At 37.5% G+C, this 20,546-nt stretch carries 21 protein-coding genes; 13 read left to right on the top strand and 8 right to left on the bottom strand.

Annotated features, from left to right (window positions below; translation table 11 throughout):
- Window positions 1-121 precede the first annotated feature (121 nt).
- From crcB (RGU12_RS06795) to RGU12_RS06785, 3 genes are all read left to right on the top strand, one after another.
- A complete protein-coding gene (gene crcB, locus RGU12_RS06795) occupies window positions 122-505 on the top strand; it encodes a fluoride efflux transporter CrcB (protein WP_309535389.1) in 384 nt (127 codons plus the stop codon).
- A complete protein-coding gene (crcB, locus tag RGU12_RS06790; RefSeq protein WP_309535388.1) occupies window positions 502-861 on the top strand; it encodes a fluoride efflux transporter CrcB in 360 nt (119 codons plus the stop codon). Before crcB (RGU12_RS06795) ends, crcB (RGU12_RS06790) begins: the two co-directional genes overlap by 4 nt.
- Before the next feature lie 175 nt (window positions 862-1,036).
- Window positions 1,037-2,251, top strand: coding sequence for an ISL3 family transposase (locus tag RGU12_RS06785; RefSeq protein WP_309535387.1), 1,215 nt, complete (start codon window positions 1,037-1,039; stop codon window positions 2,249-2,251).
- A gap of 414 nt (window positions 2,252-2,665) precedes the next feature.
- Here RGU12_RS06785 and RGU12_RS06780 read toward each other — a convergent pair whose 3' ends face one another.
- The 3 genes from RGU12_RS06780 to RGU12_RS06770 all read right to left on the bottom strand — a co-directional run bounded on the left by RGU12_RS06780 (window position 2,666) and on the right by RGU12_RS06770 (window position 5,002).
- On the bottom strand, window positions 2,666-3,229 hold the full coding sequence (locus tag RGU12_RS06780; protein ID WP_116351351.1) for an FAD-dependent oxidoreductase: 564 nt from the start codon (window positions 3,227-3,229) through the stop codon (window positions 2,666-2,668).
- A gap of 112 nt (window positions 3,230-3,341) precedes the next feature.
- On the bottom strand, window positions 3,342-4,565 hold the full coding sequence (locus tag RGU12_RS06775) for an MFS transporter (RefSeq protein WP_309535386.1): 1,224 nt from the start codon (window positions 4,563-4,565) through the stop codon (window positions 3,342-3,344).
- 17 nt (window positions 4,566-4,582) lie between these two features.
- Window positions 4,583-5,002 (bottom strand): MarR family winged helix-turn-helix transcriptional regulator, encoded by a 420-nt coding sequence (locus RGU12_RS06770; RefSeq protein WP_309535385.1) that lies wholly within the window; start codon window positions 5,000-5,002, stop codon window positions 4,583-4,585.
- A 168-nt stretch (window positions 5,003-5,170) separates the two neighbouring features.
- Here RGU12_RS06770 and RGU12_RS06765 point away from each other — a divergent pair, with 168 nt between their 5' ends.
- Window positions 5,171-5,917, top strand: a complete 747-nt coding sequence (locus RGU12_RS06765; RefSeq protein WP_309535384.1) for a GTP cyclohydrolase II — start codon at window positions 5,171-5,173, stop codon at window positions 5,915-5,917.
- Window positions 5,918-5,954: 37 nt separating this feature from the next.
- On the opposite strand, the gene RGU12_RS06760 is transcribed toward RGU12_RS06765, so the two are convergent.
- The 5 genes from RGU12_RS06760 to RGU12_RS06740 form a co-directional block, all read right to left on the bottom strand.
- Entirely contained in the window at window positions 5,955-6,323 is a 369-nt protein-coding gene (locus tag RGU12_RS06760) for an ion channel (RefSeq protein ID WP_309535383.1), read from the bottom strand.
- A 132-nt stretch (window positions 6,324-6,455) separates the two neighbouring features.
- Entirely contained in the window at window positions 6,456-7,538 is a 1,083-nt protein-coding gene (locus tag RGU12_RS06755; RefSeq protein WP_309535382.1) for a hypothetical protein, read from the bottom strand.
- 21 nt (window positions 7,539-7,559) lie between these two features.
- Window positions 7,560-8,000 (bottom strand): MarR family winged helix-turn-helix transcriptional regulator, encoded by a 441-nt coding sequence (locus tag RGU12_RS06750; RefSeq protein WP_309535381.1) that lies wholly within the window; start codon window positions 7,998-8,000, stop codon window positions 7,560-7,562.
- Window positions 8,001-8,108: 108 nt separating this feature from the next.
- A complete protein-coding gene (locus tag RGU12_RS06745) occupies window positions 8,109-9,107 on the bottom strand; it encodes an inorganic phosphate transporter (RefSeq protein ID WP_309535380.1) in 999 nt (332 codons plus the stop codon).
- Window positions 9,108-9,124: 17 nt separating this feature from the next.
- Complete coding sequence (locus tag RGU12_RS06740) at window positions 9,125-9,745, bottom strand: DUF47 domain-containing protein (protein WP_309535379.1); 621 nt, start codon at window positions 9,743-9,745, stop codon at window positions 9,125-9,127.
- Between the two features lie 290 nt (window positions 9,746-10,035).
- Between RGU12_RS06740 and RGU12_RS06735 the strand changes: the two genes are divergently transcribed.
- The 9 genes from RGU12_RS06735 to floT all read left to right on the top strand — a co-directional run bounded on the left by RGU12_RS06735 (window position 10,036) and on the right by floT (window position 20,458).
- Window positions 10,036-10,782, top strand: a complete 747-nt coding sequence (locus tag RGU12_RS06735) for a hypothetical protein (RefSeq protein WP_309535378.1) — start codon at window positions 10,036-10,038, stop codon at window positions 10,780-10,782.
- A complete protein-coding gene (locus RGU12_RS06730) occupies window positions 10,775-11,848 on the top strand; it encodes a DUF3419 family protein (RefSeq protein WP_309535377.1) in 1,074 nt (357 codons plus the stop codon). Before RGU12_RS06735 ends, RGU12_RS06730 begins: the two co-directional genes overlap by 8 nt.
- Window positions 11,845-12,867 carry a GNAT family N-acetyltransferase gene (locus tag RGU12_RS06725; RefSeq protein WP_309535376.1) on the top strand — a complete coding sequence of 341 codons (1,023 nt, stop codon included), beginning with the start codon at window positions 11,845-11,847 and terminating at the stop codon, window positions 12,865-12,867. Before RGU12_RS06730 ends, RGU12_RS06725 begins: the two co-directional genes overlap by 4 nt.
- A gap of 12 nt (window positions 12,868-12,879) precedes the next feature.
- Window positions 12,880-13,557: an iron-containing redox enzyme family protein gene (locus tag RGU12_RS06720; protein WP_309535375.1), complete on the top strand. Its 678-nt coding sequence runs from the start codon at window positions 12,880-12,882 to the stop codon at window positions 13,555-13,557.
- Window positions 13,558-13,705: 148 nt separating this feature from the next.
- On the top strand, window positions 13,706-15,142 hold the full coding sequence (hpaB, locus tag RGU12_RS06715; RefSeq protein WP_309535374.1) for a 4-hydroxyphenylacetate 3-monooxygenase, oxygenase component: 1,437 nt from the start codon (window positions 13,706-13,708) through the stop codon (window positions 15,140-15,142).
- Between the two features lie 380 nt (window positions 15,143-15,522).
- Window positions 15,523-17,571 (top strand): transglycosylase domain-containing protein, encoded by a 2,049-nt coding sequence (locus RGU12_RS06710; protein WP_309535373.1) that lies wholly within the window; start codon window positions 15,523-15,525, stop codon window positions 17,569-17,571.
- 173 nt (window positions 17,572-17,744) lie between these two features.
- A complete protein-coding gene (locus tag RGU12_RS06705; RefSeq protein WP_309535372.1) occupies window positions 17,745-18,245 on the top strand; it encodes a hypothetical protein in 501 nt (166 codons plus the stop codon).
- Window positions 18,246-18,380: 135 nt separating this feature from the next.
- Window positions 18,381-18,926 carry an NfeD family protein gene (locus RGU12_RS06700; protein WP_116351335.1) on the top strand — a complete coding sequence of 182 codons (546 nt, stop codon included), beginning with the start codon at window positions 18,381-18,383 and terminating at the stop codon, window positions 18,924-18,926.
- On the top strand, window positions 18,923-20,458 hold the full coding sequence (gene floT / locus RGU12_RS06695) for a flotillin lipid rafts scaffold protein FloT (RefSeq protein WP_309535371.1): 1,536 nt from the start codon (window positions 18,923-18,925) through the stop codon (window positions 20,456-20,458). The genes RGU12_RS06700 and floT overlap by 4 nt, the downstream gene beginning before the upstream one ends.
- Window positions 20,459-20,546: the final 88 nt, after the last annotated feature.

Genomic DNA, 20,546 nt, shown 5'->3' with positions numbered 1-20,546 from the left:
CACCGTCAATCTCCCAAAAACAAGAAACTGCTGCCACCTCAAAACATCCAACCCAAATCAAATACAATACTTTCATTAATAATGGTATAATATTTTTTACCATAATAAGGGCTGTGATTGGATGAATGTATTTTTTGTCATGATCGGTGGATTTCTCGGGGCGATTTGCCGTTATTTACTGGGTGAATTGATCCCTGTTCCAAATGATTTTCCGATGGGCACCTTAACCGTCAATTTAATTGGTTGTTTATGTTTAGGATGGTTATTAACCTTTGTTGCTACTCGTAAAAATGTAAATCCGAAAATATCTCTGTTGTTCGGGACAGGATTTATTGGATCATTCACCACCTTTTCTACTTTTTCAGTTGAATTGGTTCACTTATTGGAAAAGGGAAATATCGCGATAGCCTTATTATATGTTATATTAAGCCTGTTTGTAGGACTATTCCTTTCATTTGTTGGCTATCGATTGGCTAAATTTCGAAAAATGGGTGAGGAATCTTGATAATACTAGTTGGCATCGGAGGGGCAGTGGGGGCTGCAAGTAGATATTTGGCGGGAATATGGATTGGAAAAAAGACCGGAAACGCGTTCCCATATCCTACCTTATTCATAAATATCATGGGATCATTTTTATTAGGAATACTAACAGGGATGAACCAAATCCAAATCCTTCCTCAGTGGTGTTGGTTATTGTTGGGAGTAGGTTTTTGTGGGGCTTTTACGACGTTTTCGACATTTGGATATGAGGCCATTCAATTATTTCTAAATAAACAATTAAAGAAAGCTTATCTATACATAGCGGCATCAACCATTATATGTACCATTTCTGCCTTTATCGGAATTCTACTTACAACATAAAAAGCCAGGTTTCATATGCGAAACCTGGCTTTTTTATGGTTGCTTTTATTTTTGGCTCTATAATATTTGTTGGGGTTTAGAAAAAATTTGTGTGCATAAAAAAACACGCAAACTCTTCATTCTTTTATACTTGAATTGACTAGAAACAAGTGTAAAGAATGGAGTTGCGTGCAATATGGATTTTACCATGATTATTCCTGGATTAAAAGGGTCTATCCTAACCAATGTTGAAGAAGTCGGTGAAGTAGTGCGACTGTATGTTGAAATGGAACGAAAAGTAAACCGGTGCCCCAAATGTAATCAAAGAACGAATAGGGTTCATGACTATCGTGTACAAAAAATTCAACACTTAAAGTGGTTTGAAAGAAAAACTCAAATCTTTTATAAGCGTAGACGTTATGTCTGTGAGTGTGGAAAACGTTTTTCGGAGAAAAACCCTTTTGTCATGCGTTATCAGCGTACTTCAATAGAGTGGAATCAAGCAATATCGATAAAAGCGATTAAAGGAAAAACGTTCAAGGAAACGGCCGAGATCTATGGATGTTCTCCTTCAACCATCATACGTAGATTCGATCAAATATCCCGAAGCGAAATTCGTCCTGTGGAAGAGCTACCAAATGTTATAGCCATTGATGAATACAAAGGTGATACCCGGGAAGGGAAATATCAGTTAATCATTGCGGATGGGATTACAAAAGAACCGATTGATATTTTACCAAATCGCTATAAACGTACGATTAAGGACTACTTGAGAAAGCATGGATCTGGGGTTCAAATAGTCATAATGGATATGAATCATTCCTTTAAAGCAGCCGTTCAAGAGGCATTGGGTAAACCCGTTATTGTAGCTGATAGGTTTCATTTTTGTCGTTACATTTATTGGGGGCTTGATGGAGTAAGACGCCGAATACAAAATGAGTTTCATGGATACGACCGAAAAAAGTGTAAACGTATGAAACATGTATTTCATAAAGATAGCCAGCGCTTAACTAGGGATGAACGTTGGCATTTAGAGCGATACTTGGAAATGTCTAATGAACTCAGAAGAGCATATGAAATCAAAGAGGCTTATCGTTCTTGGTTTTTACGGGCCAAAGTAAATGGAAAAAGCCAGATTAGTTTGGTTAAAAAAGAATTAGAAGAATTATATAAGTTTATTGAGGATTCAAAGATACCTGAGATGATTAAAGCCATAAAGACCATACAAAATTGGCAAGTTGAAGTATTAAATAGCTTTGCCTATGAATATTCAAATGGATTTCTAGAGGGAATTAATAATTCCACCAAAGTTTTAAAGCGAAATGCTTATGGATTTAGAGTGTTTGAACGCTTTAGGGCTAAAATTTTATTAACACACAAGTATAAAAGAATAGGGGTACATATTGGTTAACCAAATTGGGGGCATTCTCCTCAATAAAAAATGATGAATGGTACCATCCATCATTTTTTATTGAGGCCACCAAGCGAAGCGCGGTAGCCTAAAACCCCAACATTTGACTTAGAACCTTATTTTTTGGCTCATATCTAAAAGATTGTTGCTTTTAAAACATAGGGTGATTTCCGCTCCTGGTACTCGCTTTCCGCGGGCGATCCGCAAGCCTCCTCGCTTCACTGCGGGGTCTCGCCTGGCTCGCTATTCCCGCAGGACGTTGAGTTTGCTTCCTTGAAACTTCACCGCACGAAGAAAATGCCTGCATTTTCGAGGATCTCGTACCATCCGCTGAAATCACGAGAAGACCAATAATTACTATGTCCCATCGCACAATCAATCTTATCCAAAAAACAACAAAGTTACGAAAACAGCTTATTTTTTTAATACGTCATGGTCAACATAACGTTCACCATTCATTTCACTGATAATATTAATTGCTACCTTAGCACCGTCACCAGCTGTAATAATGGTATGAACACTTACACCTGCACATGTACCTGCAGCCCAAATGCCATCGATATTTGTTTTACCAGATGCATCCACATCAAGAACAGTTTTAATACGAGGCTCAGTACCTTCTTTAGTCGCAACACCTGCTGCTGCAGCAACATCAGTTAAAGCGCCTGTTGCAAAAATAACGTATTTTCCTTCGTGTTCACCATTTTCAGTGACAACCTTAAAACCGTTTTCAGTTTTTTCAACAGAAGTAACAGCTTGTTGAACAACTTCAGCACCAAATTTTGCTGCTTGTTTTTGTCCAGTTTCCACTAAATCTGGACCTTCAATTTCCATCACGCCATAATGGTTTTCAACCCATGCACGTTTAGTCATGCCTTTATCACTATCTAAAAGTAATGTTTTCTTTCCAGCTTTTGCAGTAAATAAAGCTGCACTCGCACCAGCAGGGCCAGCTCCGACAATCACAACATCAAACATTGTACAAGCACTCCTTTATGTAAAATAGTATTCAATGATAATTATACCCTTTAGCTGCATGCCAATCTAATTTTTTGCTTAAAAAAGGGATAAAAAGGAATCCCTTTTTATCCTACATTGTTTCTGATGTTTGGTTATAAGTTTGCTTTGTTTGAACAACTGCCTTTGTGCTTCGATCATGAAGAAAATAATAAAGCACAATACCTAATAGCACATAAAAGCCGCTAAAGAAATAAAACGTCCCAAGCCCGATTTTCGCACTAAGAAGGCCAACAACGGATGATCCTAAACCGATACCTGTGTCATAAATGGATAAGAAAGTAGCTGTCGCTGTACCTCTTCGTCTTGGAGCCGCAGCTTGAACTGCAATTGTTTGGAAGCTTGGAAATAACGTTCCCCAGCCTAAGCCGATTAAGGCAGCTGCTACTAAAAACGTAAAGGAAGTTGATGAAGTTCCAAGGAATAGCATTCCAATTGCAAATAACAAAATCGAAGGATACACTATTTTATTTGCGCCATATTGGTCAAACCATTTTCCAGTGAATGGTCTAGATAAGATAAGTACAACCGCATACACCATGAAAAAGAAACTTGAAACTTCTAACAATCCAATTTCCTGTGCATATACAGAAACGAAAGATAAAAGGGAGGAATACACAAGCCCTAATAATCCACCGACAATTGAGATTTTTATGGCAGGAACCTCGAAAAGATCTCCGAAAGATAATTTTGTTTTCACTGCTTTTGGTTGTGTTGCTTTTTCTTGTTCTCTTGCAGGTACTTTAACAAAATAACCTGTCACTAATGCAAGGATGGCACAAATCGCACCAACGATAAATACGCTATCCATTCCTGATTGGTTCATAAGTGTTAAGCCTAAAAATGGACCAATGACCATAGCTAGGTTGTTTGACATGATAAAGTATCCCATACCTTCACCTTTACGTGTATCTGGGATAATGTCTGCGATGATTCCTCCAGCAGCTGTTGTTGCCATTCCAAATCCAATTCCATGAAACAAGCGTAAAAGTAAAACGGAATAAATGGATGGAGTGAAAAAGTAAAAAAGTGATGAAATCATGAAAATAAGTAAGGAAAGAGAAAGGACTTTCTTTCTTCCGATGGTATTAAGCCATTGTCCCGCAAATGGACGGATGATGATGGCGGAGAATAAAAAGACTGTAATCATGAGTCCTGCCTCTAACTCATTTCCACTTAGATCATTTAATGTGTAAACCGGTAATGTAACCAATAAATAATAAAACGTCAAAAAAACAAAGAAATTACTTAAAGAAAGATTAAGAAAATCTTTCGTCCAAAGCTTTTGTTTCCCCATACTGTCTCCTCCTGTTGTTATTTGGTAATCTGATGGAACCATTGGTTTAAAAGCTCCCGGAGCTGGTCCTGTAATTCTTTTGGGAAGTTATTAACTAACCTTTCATTCATTTCAATCATGGCTTGCTCCCACTCTGGAAACTCAGTTAATGCCTTTTCAGTTAGTTCAATTTGTTTTGTGCGTTTGTCTATTCCTTGGATTTGCCTTACATATCCAAGCTTAACAAGCTTTTGAATGTTTCTTGTCATTGGTGGTGCTTCCACAGTTAAATAATCACATAGCTCAGATTGTGTTGAGGTCCCTTTTGTTTTTAAAACAAATAAAACGGACCATTGTGCGCTAAATAGTCCGAAAGGTTCCAACGTTTCATTTACATGTTTTGTTAGCTGACGTGACAACTGATGCACTGCGTGAAACAGCTCATGACCTGTCTGCATAAAATCACCTCAATGCATATACTTTCACAAATTAGTTACCTAGGTAACTATATCATCTTTTTTATTAAAAAAGCAAGTGGGTAGCTTGAAACAATTTTATTGAATAGGATATTTCACATATAAAAATCAAAAACTAATCGTAACGAATTGAAGTAGGGGGACTAAAACGTGATATCTAAAAAAATTGTTTCCATTTTACAAGAGAAAATACAGCTTATTGAAAGAGAGGATAAAGCCATATATTTAGTTGGACCCATCAAGCTTCCTGTAAATTTAGATGGAGAGACTGTTCTTTTCAACTGGTATTGTTGGCTGCTATGTGATGAAGTAACACTTGATGCAAATCGAATCATTGAAAAACTGTCATCTACAAATCTGGCTGAGAGGCAGCAATCCAGTGTTTTAGTATATGGAGATTTCGAACATGCGGATGAAGCTTTAATTCGGATGCACAGTATATGCCACACAGGTGATATTTTTGGTAGTAAACGTTGTGATTGTGGATATCAATTAAAACAATCGATGAGAATCATAGTTGATCACGGGGTAGGGGCTTTGTTTTACCTAGCAAATCATGAGGGGCGTGGGATTGGGTTATTTAGTAAGGCGATGGCCTATATTCTTCAGGAGAATGGCTTGGATACAGTTGAAGCCAATATTCAACTAGGGTTCAAGGACGATGCCAGAAATTATGATGATGCCATTCGCGTTCTGAAAACATTAAGGAGCAAACCCGTTTCATTAATAACCAATAACCCGAAAAAAATGAACGCCTTAAAAGATGCCGGAATGAATGTTTCTGAGCGAATGCCAATCTGGGGAGATGTCTCTGATTATAATCGAAAATATTTGAGGACGAAAATAGAAAAAGCTGGACACCTAGTTGAAATGGCTCAAGATGAACAACCATTCTAAAGTAAAATGAGCTAACCTAAAATAGGCTAGCTCATTTTTAATCATACGGAAAATTTTCCCCTTCGGTATTTTGGAATGGAGGAAGAAATTGAATGACAATAACTACAGGTAACAAATATCCGATCAATGCCTCAACAATGGCGACAGCCCGTGAAATTCCAAATGGGGTGACATCGCCATACCCAACCGATAAAAGGGTTATGGCACTAAAATACAAGGAACGAGTTACGATATCAAGTGATTGCTCCTGATGAGAAACAGATGCGTAATGGTCATGCACCTTACCAAGATCAAGTAAGTCCAACAAAATATATAGAATGGCAAATGTTAATAATGTATTAAGATACACAACAATAAAGATCAACGCTCGATACAAGGTCTTCCGTCGATGAATAAACGACTTCATCCTACTCACATCCTTAAAGACAGCCTTTCTATATGTATATTAAAAAAATAGTAGAATAGACTAGCCCCCCAAGAAACGTCCCTGTCAAAAAATAAAACTCGACAAAATAAGCCGAGTCGGGTTTTGGTATTTCTATTCACGGTCCGTTTTTGTCTTTTCAAGATAGCGATTAATAGCCTGTAAAAATGCCTCTTTATCATCAACCGTTACATAAAGTTTCGTCATTTCCTTTTTTAATCCAAAAGGGAGGTTGGCTAAAGTAGATTCTGTTAATTCAATTTCGAATTGTGGATCCTCTTCAAAAAAGTTTGGCAATGTAATGGCAAAGCTATGTTTTTCACGAGCCCTTTCCTTTTTATCGGTAATCGTTGGTTGTATCGATTTAATGGTTTTTAAATCAACGACTATTTCACGTCTAATTCCAACCTGGGCAAAAAGTTTATGATCGTTGATGACAATTGGTGAAAGGCGCACAGCCTGATAGTCGGCAATAATCCACAGCAACGCGTATAAATCTAATGCGGTAAATATCCAAGCGGCAGTTGGACTCCAGAAGTGTGCAATTAAGAAATGAACCCCAATCACCTCTATTACCATTGCATGGACGAGCATGATAAACAGACCAAAATAACCTGAATTGGTGTGGATCGTAAATGAATGAAGATGTTTTCTATCTTCCCATTTTTTCTTCCAAGAAAAGAAGCCATAATAGAAGATTGAAAAATCATATACGAGAATATAGATTAATTTTCTCGGTCCAAACGTTTTGTTCATTGCCATACGCATTACAGGAGGATAATAATAATTGATTTCTTTTTGCTTTTTATAATTTTTGTATAGAGTAGGAATTTTACGTAATAAAAATGCTGCAAGAAACAGCTCAATGGCTATAAAAAGGCCTTCAAGTGCAAATATTCCGTATTTCACATATTCAAAAATGACTAAATCATGATGGGGGACAATGAAGTATGCAAACCAAAATCCAGCAATCACAACTGGGAGAAGTGTAATGATAGAAAGACGGTTTCGAACTACAAATAAATAAAAAAAGAGCGGTAATACAATTGTCAAATCAAACAGGGATGCAAGTATCAATGTATCCGTAACAGGCTCAAAAGGTTGAATGACCATAACTGTGTAGTTTGAACCAAGAACTAAAAGAGCAAGGATAAGAAAAATATAAATCGACCTGTTCTTTTTTAATAAATATCCCATATAAAGTCCCCCTTAATCCTATTAATCGTGATCCGAGGTTGTAATAATCGTATGAAGCTTTTTTACGATTGCTTGAAATTGTATCATTTCTTCTTCTGTAAGCTTTGAGTAATATTTCTCCATAATTTTCTGATCAATCTTTTCGCTTTCCTCATATAATTCAATTCCCTTAGAACCGAGAGAAATGAGAATTTCACGTCGATTGCTCGGGTTAATTTCCCTTTTAATGTAATGTTCATTTTCTAATTTGTTAAGCAATTGACTGACCGCACTTGCTGATATATTCATAAGCTGTGCTAATTCATTTACTGTAATGGTTCCAGTTTGATGAACATGATGAAGAACGATGGATTGTTTGGTGGTGATGTCATAATGAAAAATCGATTCAAATTCCTTAAGTAAGAGGGAGTTAACCTCATCCAGTAGATTAAAAGTTTCCTTCATATATGCTTTAATATCCATGGTTAATCCTCCTTTAAATTTAATATAAATTTATATTTAAGAAACCTTAAATATATTATAAACTTAATCATTTATTTTGACAATAAAAAAGGCAGCTTTTGCCGCCTTTTAAAAAAACAAGTTAATAATTTGATAAATAAGGGCTGCCAAAGCTGCTGAAATGGGTAGTGTAATAACCCATGTAAGGACAATTTTTCGAGCTACTCCCCATTTCACACCTTTTACACGTTGGGCCGAACCAACACCCATAATCGCAGATGAAATAACGTGGGTCGTACTAACTGGTAAATGAATATACGTTGCGCCAAAAATAATCAAGGCAGAAGATAAATCTGCTGCAGCCCCATTGATTGGGCGTATTTTCATAATTTTTCCGCCAACGGTTTTAATGATTTTCCAGCCACCAATCGATGTACCAATCCCCATTGCTGTCGCTGCTGCAATTCTTACCCATAGTGGAATATCGGTTGAGGTCGTAAAGCCCCCAGCAATCAATGCCATCGTGATAATCCCCATCGCCTTTTGGGCATCATTTGTTCCATGGGTAAAGGATTGAAGGGCGGCTGTGAAAATTTGAAAGGTTCGAAAACCTTTATTAGTTTTATAAAGATTCGAATTTCGAAAAAGGACTTTAAAAAGGCTCATCATTAGAAAACCAACCGCTAATGCAATAAATGGCGAAAGAATGAGTGCTTCTAGTATTTTTATAAAACCACTGTAGTTTAAAATTCCAAAACCAGCAGCAGAAATGGCTGCACCTGCAATCGAACCAATTAACGCATGTGATGAGCTACTTGGAATTCCGTAATACCAAGTAATTAAATTCCATGCAATTGCCGAGAGAAGTGCTGCAAGAATGACAATTGATCCATTTTCAATGGCAAATGGATCGACAATATCTTTCGTGATGGTTTTGGCCACACCAGTAAAAGTAATAGCACCAAGAAAGTTCATTAATGCCGCCATTGCAATGGCTATCTTGGGTGGGAGTGCCTTCGTTGATACACTTGTAGCAATGGCATTAGCTGTATCATGGAATCCATTAATAAAATCAAATGCTAATGCAAAGAAAACAATTAATATTGTGAGTAAAAGTAAGCTATCCATGTTAATAAGATTCTCCTTTATGCATTTCTCATAATGATGGTTTCTAGCGTATCCGCAACATCCTCACAGAAGTCAGAAATGCCTTCAAGAATCTCATAAATCTCCTTTACCTGGATAATCTTAATTGGATCTTTTTCCGTTTGGAAAAGCTGTTTGATTGAAACTCGTAAGATTTCATCACAATGTGATTCATAATCATTAATTTTAATGGCATGTTTACGCATATCTAATAGTTTCTTATTCGAAAGAAGTTCGATTGCATGATAAATTTCAATTGTGCTTTTATGAATGAAATCAGCGTAAGAAGTCATATATTCGTCCGTATCCGTTAATGAATACATTTCAAAACGTGCAGCACATTGCTCCATTCCATCTAACACATCATCCATTTTCATTGCTAACTGAAGAATGTCCTCACGCTCAATCGGAGTGATGAATGATTTATTGAGTTCCGTAATTAATCCGTGAATGACATCATCGCCTTTTCTTTCGTAATTTTTCATTTCAATGGAAAACTCTTTAAGATCACTCACATTTTTAATTTTAAATTGTACAAAATAGTCCGCGGCTTCCTTAACATTAGCCGAGATTGATGTAAGTGCATCAAAAAATACATCTTTTTTCTTGTTTCCGAACATGAGATTGTTCCTCCAATAATGAATTGATAAGCACACAAAGAATATTTTTATCTAATTTTGTCGAATTTACAATAATAAATTTACAAACTTTACAAAAATGTAATAAAAAGTTTACTAGGTGTTTCTCTGAAAAATACAACTGTATTTATGTGGTACAAAAATAAACTCGATTATCTTATTATCTATAGAAAATTAAGGAAATATACTTGAAATTAATCTTAAATAGTGTAAAATTACACTAAGTATAAAAAGTGTAAAATTACACGTTATAGATTGGCTGGTGAAGATGTATGGCACAAGCATTTACTATGGAAAGGATTTTTACAAAGGACTTACTTATAGAACAGAAAGAAGAAATGATATCGCTCTCAAAGCGAGTGTGTAAAGTCAAGGAAGAATACCTTCTTTCAAGATTTCAGATATATGAGCAAGTCATTTGTTTAAGACGTAGTCAGAAGCTCTTCGGGTTTCAACTTATTCAAACCTTCGAACAGAATGATGAAAAGTTTATATACTTTGGGCCTTTATTTTCGAGAATGAGTTGTTTTCGTGACCTTTTTTTGACTTATCTTCAAGTGATCATGGAAGAGAATCAAGGACGAAAGATCCATCTGCTTGCTGAAATCGAGAATCCGGAGGTGCTGTTCCTTTTTAAAGCCTTGTTTGAAGATTATGCTTATCCAAAATTTCACAATGCACAGGTTCCGGATGAGATCAAGGATATTGTTCGAATTTATCACAAAAGGCTTTCTCATATTCATAACCTTGATGTTGATAGAATGACTACTTACTCAAAGGAATCACTGTATCAATATCGTCCTACTCATTCCACACTAGAGAAGTGGCTCCATTCAAGAAAAATTGATTTTTCGCATGGAATGAATATTGTTTTATATTCTTACGTACCGGCAGAACCAAATCCACGCGATGAGTTTAAACTTCAACTAGAACATGGAATAAAACGGATGGCCAATTGGAAGGAAGGAAAAAAAGAAATGCTCAATTTTTTTGAAGGAGGGATTGTAAACGGTGTCTAAACTCTTTTTTTCGCAAATTAGAGAGGATAATTTAGTAGAAAGGGAGATTTCTAAAATAGCGAAACCGAAGAAAATACTAGTGATAGGTTCAGGAGGATGCACGGCATTTTCCATCCTAAATGATTCGGTTGATCAGGTGATTTGTGTCGATATAAATCCAGCACAGTGTGCGTTAATTGAGCTCAAAAAAGCTGCCATAAACAATTTTCCGTTGAAGGAGTTTCTCGCTTTTATTGGAGAAGCCCCTTGCCAAAACCGAATTCAAATGTTTGAAGCAATAGCCAATGATTTACCTGATTATGCAAAGGAATATTGGCAGCAGCATTCTCAAAAAATTGAAATAGGAATCAATCATTGTGGTGTAAATGAACGCTTTTATAGATTCATAGGAGAGAATATTTGTCGGAACATCTATGACGAATCTGTTTGGAGAGAATTGTTTACTGCAAAAAATCTTGAGGAACAGCAAGCGTTTTATGAAAAGTATTTGACTACATCTGAATGGAAGATTGCAGCGAAAATACTATTAAGTAAAACAACCCATCTACAATTTTTTCCGGGCTATATGTTTGCCAATGCAAGTGAAAATGATTTTGCCAAATTCTTTTTGAGGCAGTTTGAAAAAGAAGTGAAAACGAAGCCCATTCATAATAATTACTTTTTATCTCAGATTTTGTTTTCTTCCTATCTCTATAAGGAAGTCGAGGGAGTTCCATTTTATTTAACTGAAGATGGATATGAAGCAGCAAAAAGAAATATTGATAAACTTGCCATACATCCTGAAAGTATCAAAGAGCTTTTAAGTAACGAAGGATCCATCGACGCTTTTTATTTGTCCAATGTATTTGATTGGGCGGATGAAAAGGGGAAGGATTTGATTTGCAACGGAATTTTACAGGCGAAATCAGCTAAGGCTATCGTTTTGTTCCGAAATATGCTCAGTACGAGTCAATTGCCGGAAGACTTTATGAAGCAATTTATTTGTGATGAGGAACTATCGGAGCGTTGTGAAGGGTTAGAGCGTTCAATGCTATATCAAAAAATAACAGTGGGGCAATGTGTATGACCTATGAATTTAGGGAGTTAGATGATTCCCATCACCATCAATTACTCCAATTATCGAAAGAGACAAATACGGGAAGTGATCGCTTCTACGTTGATCGGTCACCCCATTTTTTTAGCTTATCAGAGGAATTTGGAGTGACAAGACATTTTGGATTGTTTCGGGAAAAAGAGTTAATCGGTTGTGTCGCGGTGAGTGAGCAAAAGCGGGTACTCAATCAAAGGTGTGAAAAAGTGTATTACGTAAATGATCTAAGGATTCATCCTGACTATCATCGTACCTTTGCTTTTTATCGCTTAGCAGAACATTTATTGTCCTTTTATCGTAGCGAAGGAACCGTGAAATGGATGTTTTCCACCGTACTTGATAGCAACACAAACAAAGTTTCAATGACAAAAGGAGGCGGCCTCCTTCCGGGTGGAGTGGAAATAGCTAGGACCATTCATATTGGCGTACCGATGTTTCTGAAATATCGCAATAGCCGACTTCATATAAGCGAAATTGACGGGCAAGAAGCATGGGGTGTTTATAAAAAATTGGCAAGGACGCAATCTTTTGCACCTTGTGGAAAACAAATGTTTCTAAGGGAAAACGGAGTGTTTTTAGTGATTAAGGATGATAACAACAAGGAGTGCCTAGCCATTTGCAAGCTCGTGGACCAATCCAATGCACGGAAGCTTAGGCTGTCTAGTAAACTTCCTTTTTCGTTCAGAATCGTAAATTTGTTTTGTAGGATCGCAAATTGTCCACCACTCCCAAATCAAGATGAGGCATTTCGGCATGGTTATATGGCGTTTTTCGCTGCGAAGGAAAAACCACAAGACTATCAAAGGGAGTTTATTTCCTATATTCAAAACAAGTTTAAGCAAGAGTACAGCTATTTGTTTTTTGGAATATCGATTGAAGAAGCTCAGTATTTTAGAAACAATCCATTTTATATAAAACTTACATCAACGACGTTTGCGTATGGAGATATTCCAGCAAACCTTTCAATGGATTTTCATGAATTAACACTTATTTAGGGGGATTTGATCATGGAGAAATTTGTAGAGTTAAAGAAAGTGACAGATCGTATGTTTCAAGAAAAGAAAATTGAAGAGCATCCGTTGTTTGTGGCTTTAAAAAACGGTGAGTTCTCTGACGAACAACGAAAAGAAATTGCCCTTCAAATTTACCACGTTGTTCTTTATTTTCCGCGTTTTTTATCCGCTATATTAACAAATATGTCAGATTACCGAATGAGGATGCCGCTGGTTGAAAACTTGTTTGAAGAGCATGGGAAAATGAATGAAAAATATGTTCATAGCCAGACGTATAAGGAGTTTTTAAAAGGGATTGGTGTGTCAGAGGAAGAAATAAAACACAGTGAACCAAGCATTCCAGTCATTGCCTATAATCGTGGAATGACCGACTTATGTTTACATTACCACTATTTAGAAGGTCTAGCCGCATTAGGTGTGATTGAAGAAATTGTTGCTCGAGTGTCTCCATTGGTTGGTCAATTTGCCAAAAGTAATTATGGAAGTGAAAACAAATCGCTTATTCATTTTACTGACCATGAGGTGCTTGATGTTCAGCATGCGAACGAAATTTATGAAGTCGTTGCTTTAAGCTATGAAGGAGACCAAAAGAAAATGATTGAACATGGTTTACAATTTGGTATGTACTATCATTCAAGAATGTACACCGACATCCTAGAATACGTTCGCTAATCCGCTGTAGTTCAATACATTCACTCTAGCCATTGCACCCTATTTATCCGACGCCCCAAACTTCCACAGTTTACTGAAAAAAATGGTCTCACATGACAACAGGAATGAGCATATTTTAGGTTAGTATCCTGTGGAGGTGTCGGAATATATGGCAATGTCTGGTAAAGAGTATATTGATAGAATTAATCAACTTCAGTCTGATATATGGATTGAGGGGGAGAAGGTGAAGGGGAATATTTCTGAACATCCTGCTTTCCGTGGAGTCATGGAGAGTCAAGCAAAGCTTTATGACCTGCAATGTGATCCATCAATCCAAGACATCATGACTTTTACCTCTCCTAAAACAGGTAGCCAAATTGGTACTTCCTATTTAGAACCAAAGACGAAAGAAGATTTAGAAAAAAGACGTCTGATGATTCAAACGTGGGCAAAAAGCACACTTGGAATGATGGGACGTTCCCCTGATTATATGAATACCTCTTTAATGGCGATTAGTGCTGCTGCGGATTTATTTTCTGCTAATAATCCCGAGTTTGTGAAAAATCTCCGCAGGTTTTATGAGGAAGCGAGTGAGAAGGATTATTCATTTACACACACATTTATAAATCCACAAACAAACCGTTCTCTATACCATACGGATGACGAAGATAATATTATAGCAGCAAAGGTTATTGATAAAAAAGAAGATGGGATTGTTATACATGGCGCAAGATTGCTAGCTACTCAAGGTGGTATTACGGATGAATTAATCGTCTTTCCATCAGGTGGTCATTTATTTAATGAAGACTATGCTTTTGCTTTTTCGATTCCGAGTAACACGAAGGGACTAACTTTTCTTTGCAGAGAATCATTTGCATATCGAGAGTCGACCTTTGATCATCCCCTTAGCTCAAGGTTTGAAGAAATGGATACGATTATCGTTTTCGATCATGTTCATGTTCCTCGAGAACGGATCTTTATGAATGGATGTATTGATTGTGCGAATAAAATGTATTCTGAAACTAGCTTTTTTCCATTGGTCCTACATCAGGTAATTTCTAGACAGGTTGTAAAAACGGAAAGTCTGCTAGGGGTTGCTCAAGCTTTGGTTGATACAATTGACATTGGTGGATATCAGCATGTTCAAGAAAAAATCAGTGAAATTATCATCGGGCTAGAGACGCTGAAAGCATTATTGTTAACATCGGAAATTCAAGCAAAAATGGATAAATGGGGTACAATGGCCCCTGCAATTAATCCTCTATACAGTGCAATTAATTTATACCCTCGTCTATACCCGCGTTTTACTGAAATTTTACAGCTACTAGGTGCAAGTGGCCTCGTTTCCATTCCAACTGAAAAAGACTTTGCAAGTGAGAGAAGAGCTGACCTTGATCAATATTTACAGGCTGCTAACGCGAATGCATATGATAGAGTAAAGCTTTTTAGACTTGCATGGGAACTTTGTATCAGTGCATTCGGTTCTAGACAAACCTTATACGAGCGATTTTTCTTCGGTGACCCCATTCGTCTTGCAAGTAATCTATACCGCACCTATGACAGAACCGAATTAACAAACCGAATCAATGAATTCTTAAAAAACTAAGTCGACCAAGTGCTTTTCCCTGTTCCCCATTGGTGAATAAAAATCCGTTTGTATGCTCATAAAATTTTTTCTTGTTCGTATTAATATATGTAGCGCTATTTTTAATATATTTATCGTGTCTAGCGCAAGCAGCCTAGCCCCTCGAGGTCATAAGCCAATCCGTCAAGAAGGATAAAAGGCATCCTTCTCGCCGGATTTTCTTATGCTTGTCGGACTTGCACAGGACAAGGAAGGCTTCGACAGCATAAGCATCGCACGAAGAAAATGCACCGCATTTTCGAGGAAGTGCTGACATCGACGTTTGCCACAGGACGTGGCAGTAGTTAGTCGATGTTCCACTTTCAAGGCGCTTGCGCATTTCTTTTTTGGAGGGCATTTGAATGGGAAAAAATTTCATCAAGACGTTGTCTGAGGTGGGAAGAGTAAAAATCACTCTACTTGTCGGGCTGCTTTTTATTCTTTTCGTTGCTATTGGACTTAACATGTATATCAATTCTCGGGATGTTAGTGCTTTAAATAATCCGTTACCGGAACCGACCATAATTTATGACAAAAATGGTGAGATTGCAAGCAAGGTACCCGGACCTAAAATTGAAGGTGTTAGATATGAAAATATCCCGCCACATGTGATTCATGCTGTTATCGCCACAGAAGACCGTAGATTTTATAAACATCCTGGTGTCGATTATGTCGGGATATTTCGTGCACTTTTCCGGAATTTAAAAGCGGGTGAGATCGTTGAAGGTGGGAGTACGATTACCCAGCAATTAACGAAGAATGTATTTTTAACTCATGAACAAACATTGAAGCGAAAAATAGAAGAATTCTTCCTTGCCCAAAAAATTGAACGTACTTTTTCAAAAGAGAAAATCATAGAAATGTACTTAAATCAAATTTATTTCGGTGAAGGGGCATGGGGAATCAAAAACGCCGCAAGAACTTATTTTGGCAAAGAGGTTAAGGACTTAACGGCGAGTGAAGGTGCGATTCTTGCAGGTTTAATCAAATCACCTTCTACGATGAATCCGTTAATTGATCAAGAAAAATCATTAAACAGAAGAGATCTGGTCCTTTCATTAATGGAGGAGCAGGGATACCTTACCTCCAATCAAGTCAACGAAGCGAAAGCGCAAGAGATGGTGTTTAAGGGACGCCAACTTGATCCATATGAAGGAAAGTATCCATATTATATCGATCATATTATCGAAGAAGCGATTGAAAAATATGGACTCACCCAAAATGAAGTCATGTCAGGGGGCTTAGAAATCTATACTGAGCTTGATCCCCACATGCAGGCATCCATAGAAAATGTCTATAAAAATGACAGCTTATTTCCTGCGAGCCCTGAAGACCAATTGCTTCAAAGTGGTGCTATATTAGTAGATCCAAAGACTGGTGGTATCAGCGCATTAGTGGGTGGGCGCGGTGAGCATGTGTTTCGAGGTTTCAATCATGCGACCCAATTAAGAAGACAACCAGGTTCAACGATTAAACCACTTGCCGTATATACGCCAGCGCTCGAGCATGGCTACAGCATTTATGATGTATTACCGGATAAACCGATGAGTTTCAACGGCTATCAACCATCAAATGTTTCCGGAAAATTTAAAGGTAGTGTGACCATGTACGATGCGGTGAGGGATTCTGATAATGTACCAGCGGTATGGCTTTTAAACAAAATTGGATTAAAAACAGGTATTGATTCTGTAAAGAAATTTGGACTTCCAATCACCGAAAATGATCAAAATTTAAGTTTGGCTCTTGGTGGACTTGATAAAGGGGTTGCTCCAATTCATATGGCTGAGGCCTTTACAACTTTTCCGAATGAAGGAAAAAAGACGAAAGCACATGCCATTTCCAAAATTGTCGATGCCAATGGTGAAATCATTGCCGAGTGGAAGGAAGAGCCTGTACAAATTACGACCCCTGAAGTTGCCAAGCGAATGACCTTTATGCTGAAGGGCGTTGTTGAAAGCGGGTCTGGACGTCATGCTACCATTGAAGGAAGAGAAGTAGCAGGAAAGACCGGTTCTACCCAGTTACCCATTGAGGGCATCGATGGGGTAAAGGACATTTGGATGGTCGGTTACACACCGGAGCTTGTTGGTGCAGTCTGGCTTGGATATGACAAAACGGATGAGAAGCATTATTTAACGAATTCAAGTGCTACGGCAGCCACGATCTTTAGAGAAATCATCCAGCAGTCATTAAGTAATGTACCACCAAGTTCTTTCAATCTTCCAGCCTACCAGCCTCCAGTTAAAAAGAAGGAGAGCGAGTGGAAGGAAAACAACGGGCAGGAAAAGAAAAACGATCAGTGGAAAGAGGAAAAAAAGAAGAGGAAGGACGAAGAGAAGAAGCGTAAAGAAGAGGAGAAGAAACGGAAAAAGGATGAAAAAAAGAAAGACAAAGATAAAGATAAAGATTAGAGATCAAGCAAGTTCCCTACTAATAAAAGGGGGGCTTGCTTTTTTTTATGTCATTACAAATACTTCTCAAATCCTATAAAAAAACATTTATTTAGGACCTTTTGTAGAGTATTGTAAGAATAGGATAATTTGTATGTCTTTATTCCTATTATTCTATGAAAGAGTTGGTGCGAATGAAAAAAGGATTATTATTTGGACTAGCTTATGGCTTGTTTATCCTTTTGGCAGTTGGAATTGGTCTATATTATTCCACTTTTGATGTACCAAGTAATAAAATCGTCAGCGATGTAAGGCAAACGAAGATTACTCAAAGTTTTGAGGAAGCCCTTAAAGCGGACAAGGAGAGAGTTGAAAAGAAAATAGAGGTCCAAAAAGACAATAGATGGAAGCCATCTCCAATCTTTGTTTTGGTTGCCATCTCTATTGGGGCAATTGCTGATATAGTGATTGTGATTCTCTGGGCACGTCATGAAAATAAAAAAAGGAAATTCGAAGGGAACGAAACTCAACTTCGTGAAAAGCGAATCACGGATTACGCTATCTTTTGGTGGATCATAGGGTTAGGAATTGTCCAAAAAAAGAACGAAAAATTGGTGATCTACTGGAGATATGTGGTTGCCTATATTGTACTTGGATTCTTACTAAAAGTTTGGATTACAAAAGAGCTCATGTAACCATATCATATCGACAAACTTTTACAAATGTTTGAAAAAAATTCATAAAAAAATGAAACCTTTTATAAACGTAATTCGTAAATGAGAATGTAAAGAAAATTACAAAAGTATTCGTAAATTTTTGGAGGTGAAGCTATGGAACTATTTGGATATGATATTCAAACCATCTATCTAATCGGCTTAGTCATAAGTGGAATTGGTACCCTCACTTTTATCCTATTTGGTGACTTTCTAGAGGGGATCTTTCCAGACAGTTTTTTAAGCCCAACACTCATTTTTTCATTCCTCACATTTTTAAGCGCATCAGGTTACATTTTTGAAAAATTGCTTTCCTTTCATAGTTTCTTAATTCTTGTTATTTCACTCGTATTAGCACTTATTTTAGTCACATTATTGAATGTTTTCGTGTTGATCCCATTGTCTTCTGCAGAAGAATCGATGGTCTACAGAGAAGAGGATTTGAAAGGACGAATTGGCAAGGTCATCACTTCAATTCCAGTAGATGGCTTTGGAGAAGTAGTTATAGAAGGAATCAGTGGAACCATCGCTAAATCGGCTAAAAGCTTTAATAATGAACCTATCCCATATGATGAAAAGGTTCTTATTATAGATATAAAGGAAGGCGTTGTATACGTCTTACCCTACCAAAATATGAAGATAAAAGGGGGAAATGAACTATGACAGCAGGAATTTGGATTGTAATCGGAGTTGTCGCATTTTTACTACTTGCACTTATTGGTGTATTTGTTTCAAAGTACAAAACAGCGGGTCCTGACGAAGCCCTAATAGTAACTGGTAGCTATTTAGGTGGAAAAAACGTTCATGTGGATGAGGCAGGAAACCGCATTAAAATTGTTCGTGGAGGCGGTACATTTGTACTTCCAGTCTTCCAACAGGCTGAACCATTAAGTCTCTTATCGAGTAAACTGGATGTTCAAACACCTGAAGTATATACAGAGCAAGGTGTACCTGTTATGGCAGATGGTACTGCTATTATTAAAATCGGAGGCTCTATTTCAGAAATCGCGACTGCAGCCGAACAGTTTTTAGGTAAACGAAAAGAAGACAGAGAAAATGAAGCACGAGAAGTATTAGAGGGTCATCTTCGTTCAATCCTCGGTTCAATGACTGTTGAAGAAATCTATAAAAATCGTGATAAGTTCTCGCAAGAGGTGCAAAGGGTAGCTTCACAGGATTTAGCAAAAATGGGTCTCATGATTGTATCGTTCACAATCAAGGATGTCCGAGATAAGAATGGTTACCTCGATTCTTTGGGTAAACCTAGAATTGCTCAAGTAAAGCGCGATGCTGATATTGCAACGGCAGAGGCAGAAAAAGAAACAAGAATTAAACGTGCTGAAGCTGAGAAAGAAGCGCAGAAGTCTGAGCTAGAGCGCGCTACTGAGGTTGCAGAAGCAGAAAAGATTAATCAGTTAAAAATTGCGGAATTCCGTAGAGAACAAGACATTGCGAAAGCGCGTGCTGACCAAGCTTACCACCTAGAAGAGGCGAGAGCAAAACAAGAAGTTACCGAGCAGCAAATGCAAATTCAGATCATTGAAAGACAAAAGCAAATTGAGCTCGAAGAAAAAGAAATTTTACGTCGTGAAAAGCAATACGATTCAGAGGTTAAGAAGAAGGCGGATGCTGACCGTTATGCGGTTGTTCAAGCGGCAGAGGCAGAAAAAGCAAAGCAATTGGCTGAAGCGGATGCAAATAAATATCGAATCGAAGCAATGGCAAAAGCGGAAGCTGAGAAAATCCGCATCGATGGTCTAGCGAAAGCAGAAGCCCAGCGTGCACAAGGGGAAGCAGAAGCAGAAATTATTCGCTTAACAGGTCTTGCAGAAGCCGAAGCAAAACAAAAAATTGCAGAAGCATTCGAGCAGTATGGAAAAGCAGCTATCCTCGATATGGTTATTAAAATGCTTCCACAATATGCGAAAGAAGTGGCTGCACCATTATCCAATATTGATAAAATTACGGTCGTCGACACAGGCAGTAATGGAGAAAATAGCGGTGCCAATAAGGTTACTGGCTATGCAACGAACTTAATGTCCACCCTGCAGGAATCATTGAAGGCATCCTCTGGTATCGATGTAAAGGAAATCATTGAAAACCTGTCAGGAAAAGGGAATGTCAGAAACAGCATCGACAATTTAACTGATGAATTAGCTCAATCAAGAAAAACTGCATCACCAGAAAATGAATAATTGATTAAGGAGAAGCCAAACCTAGCTGGGGTTCTGGCTTCTTTTATTGGTTAAACTAGAAAAAAATAAAAGTTTTTTTGATGAAGTG

This window comes from Ferdinandcohnia sp. QZ13, assembly GCF_031324165.1.
In the GTDB taxonomy this organism is placed as follows: Bacteria; Bacillota; Bacilli; order Bacillales; family Bacillaceae_L; genus Ferdinandcohnia.
Note: the sequence above shows the minus strand (reverse complement) of the source record. Positions and strands in the feature narration are given on the sequence as shown.

Excerpts from the sequence above, each read along its gene's own strand:
- RGU12_RS06760 (WP_309535383.1), bottom strand. The coding sequence starts at position 6,323 with ATGAAGTCGTTTATTCATCGACGGAAGACCTTGTATCGAGCGTTGATC.
- RGU12_RS06740 (WP_309535379.1), bottom strand. The coding sequence starts at position 9,745 with ATGTTCGGAAACAAGAAAAAAGATGTATTTTTTGATGCACTTACATCA.
- RGU12_RS06745 (WP_309535380.1), bottom strand. The coding sequence starts at position 9,107 with ATGGATAGCTTACTTTTACTCACAATATTAATTGTTTTCTTTGCATTA.
- RGU12_RS06750 (WP_309535381.1), bottom strand. The coding sequence starts at position 8,000 with ATGGATATTAAAGCATATATGAAGGAAACTTTTAATCTACTGGATGAG.
- RGU12_RS06720 (WP_309535375.1), top strand. The coding sequence starts at position 12,880 with ATGGAGAAATTTGTAGAGTTAAAGAAAGTGACAGATCGTATGTTTCAA.
- RGU12_RS06725 (WP_309535376.1), top strand. The coding sequence starts at position 11,845 with ATGACCTATGAATTTAGGGAGTTAGATGATTCCCATCACCATCAATTA.
- RGU12_RS06775 (WP_309535386.1), bottom strand. The coding sequence starts at position 4,565 with ATGGGGAAACAAAAGCTTTGGACGAAAGATTTTCTTAATCTTTCTTTA.
- RGU12_RS06710 (WP_309535373.1), top strand. The coding sequence starts at position 15,523 with ATGGGAAAAAATTTCATCAAGACGTTGTCTGAGGTGGGAAGAGTAAAA.
- RGU12_RS06705 (WP_309535372.1), top strand. The coding sequence starts at position 17,745 with ATGAAAAAAGGATTATTATTTGGACTAGCTTATGGCTTGTTTATCCTT.
- RGU12_RS06700 (WP_116351335.1), top strand. The coding sequence starts at position 18,381 with ATGGAACTATTTGGATATGATATTCAAACCATCTATCTAATCGGCTTA.
- RGU12_RS06735 (WP_309535378.1), top strand. The coding sequence starts at position 10,036 with ATGGCACAAGCATTTACTATGGAAAGGATTTTTACAAAGGACTTACTT.
- RGU12_RS06770 (WP_309535385.1), bottom strand. The coding sequence starts at position 5,002 with ATGCAGACAGGTCATGAGCTGTTTCACGCAGTGCATCAGTTGTCACGT.
- crcB (WP_309535389.1), top strand. The coding sequence starts at position 122 with ATGAATGTATTTTTTGTCATGATCGGTGGATTTCTCGGGGCGATTTGC.
- RGU12_RS06785 (WP_309535387.1), top strand. The coding sequence starts at position 1,037 with ATGGATTTTACCATGATTATTCCTGGATTAAAAGGGTCTATCCTAACC.
- RGU12_RS06780 (WP_116351351.1), bottom strand. The coding sequence starts at position 3,229 with ATGTTTGATGTTGTGATTGTCGGAGCTGGCCCTGCTGGTGCGAGTGCA.
- floT (WP_309535371.1), top strand. The coding sequence starts at position 18,923 with ATGACAGCAGGAATTTGGATTGTAATCGGAGTTGTCGCATTTTTACTA.
- hpaB (WP_309535374.1), top strand. The coding sequence starts at position 13,706 with ATGGCAATGTCTGGTAAAGAGTATATTGATAGAATTAATCAACTTCAG.
- RGU12_RS06755 (WP_309535382.1), bottom strand. The coding sequence starts at position 7,538 with ATGGGATATTTATTAAAAAAGAACAGGTCGATTTATATTTTTCTTATC.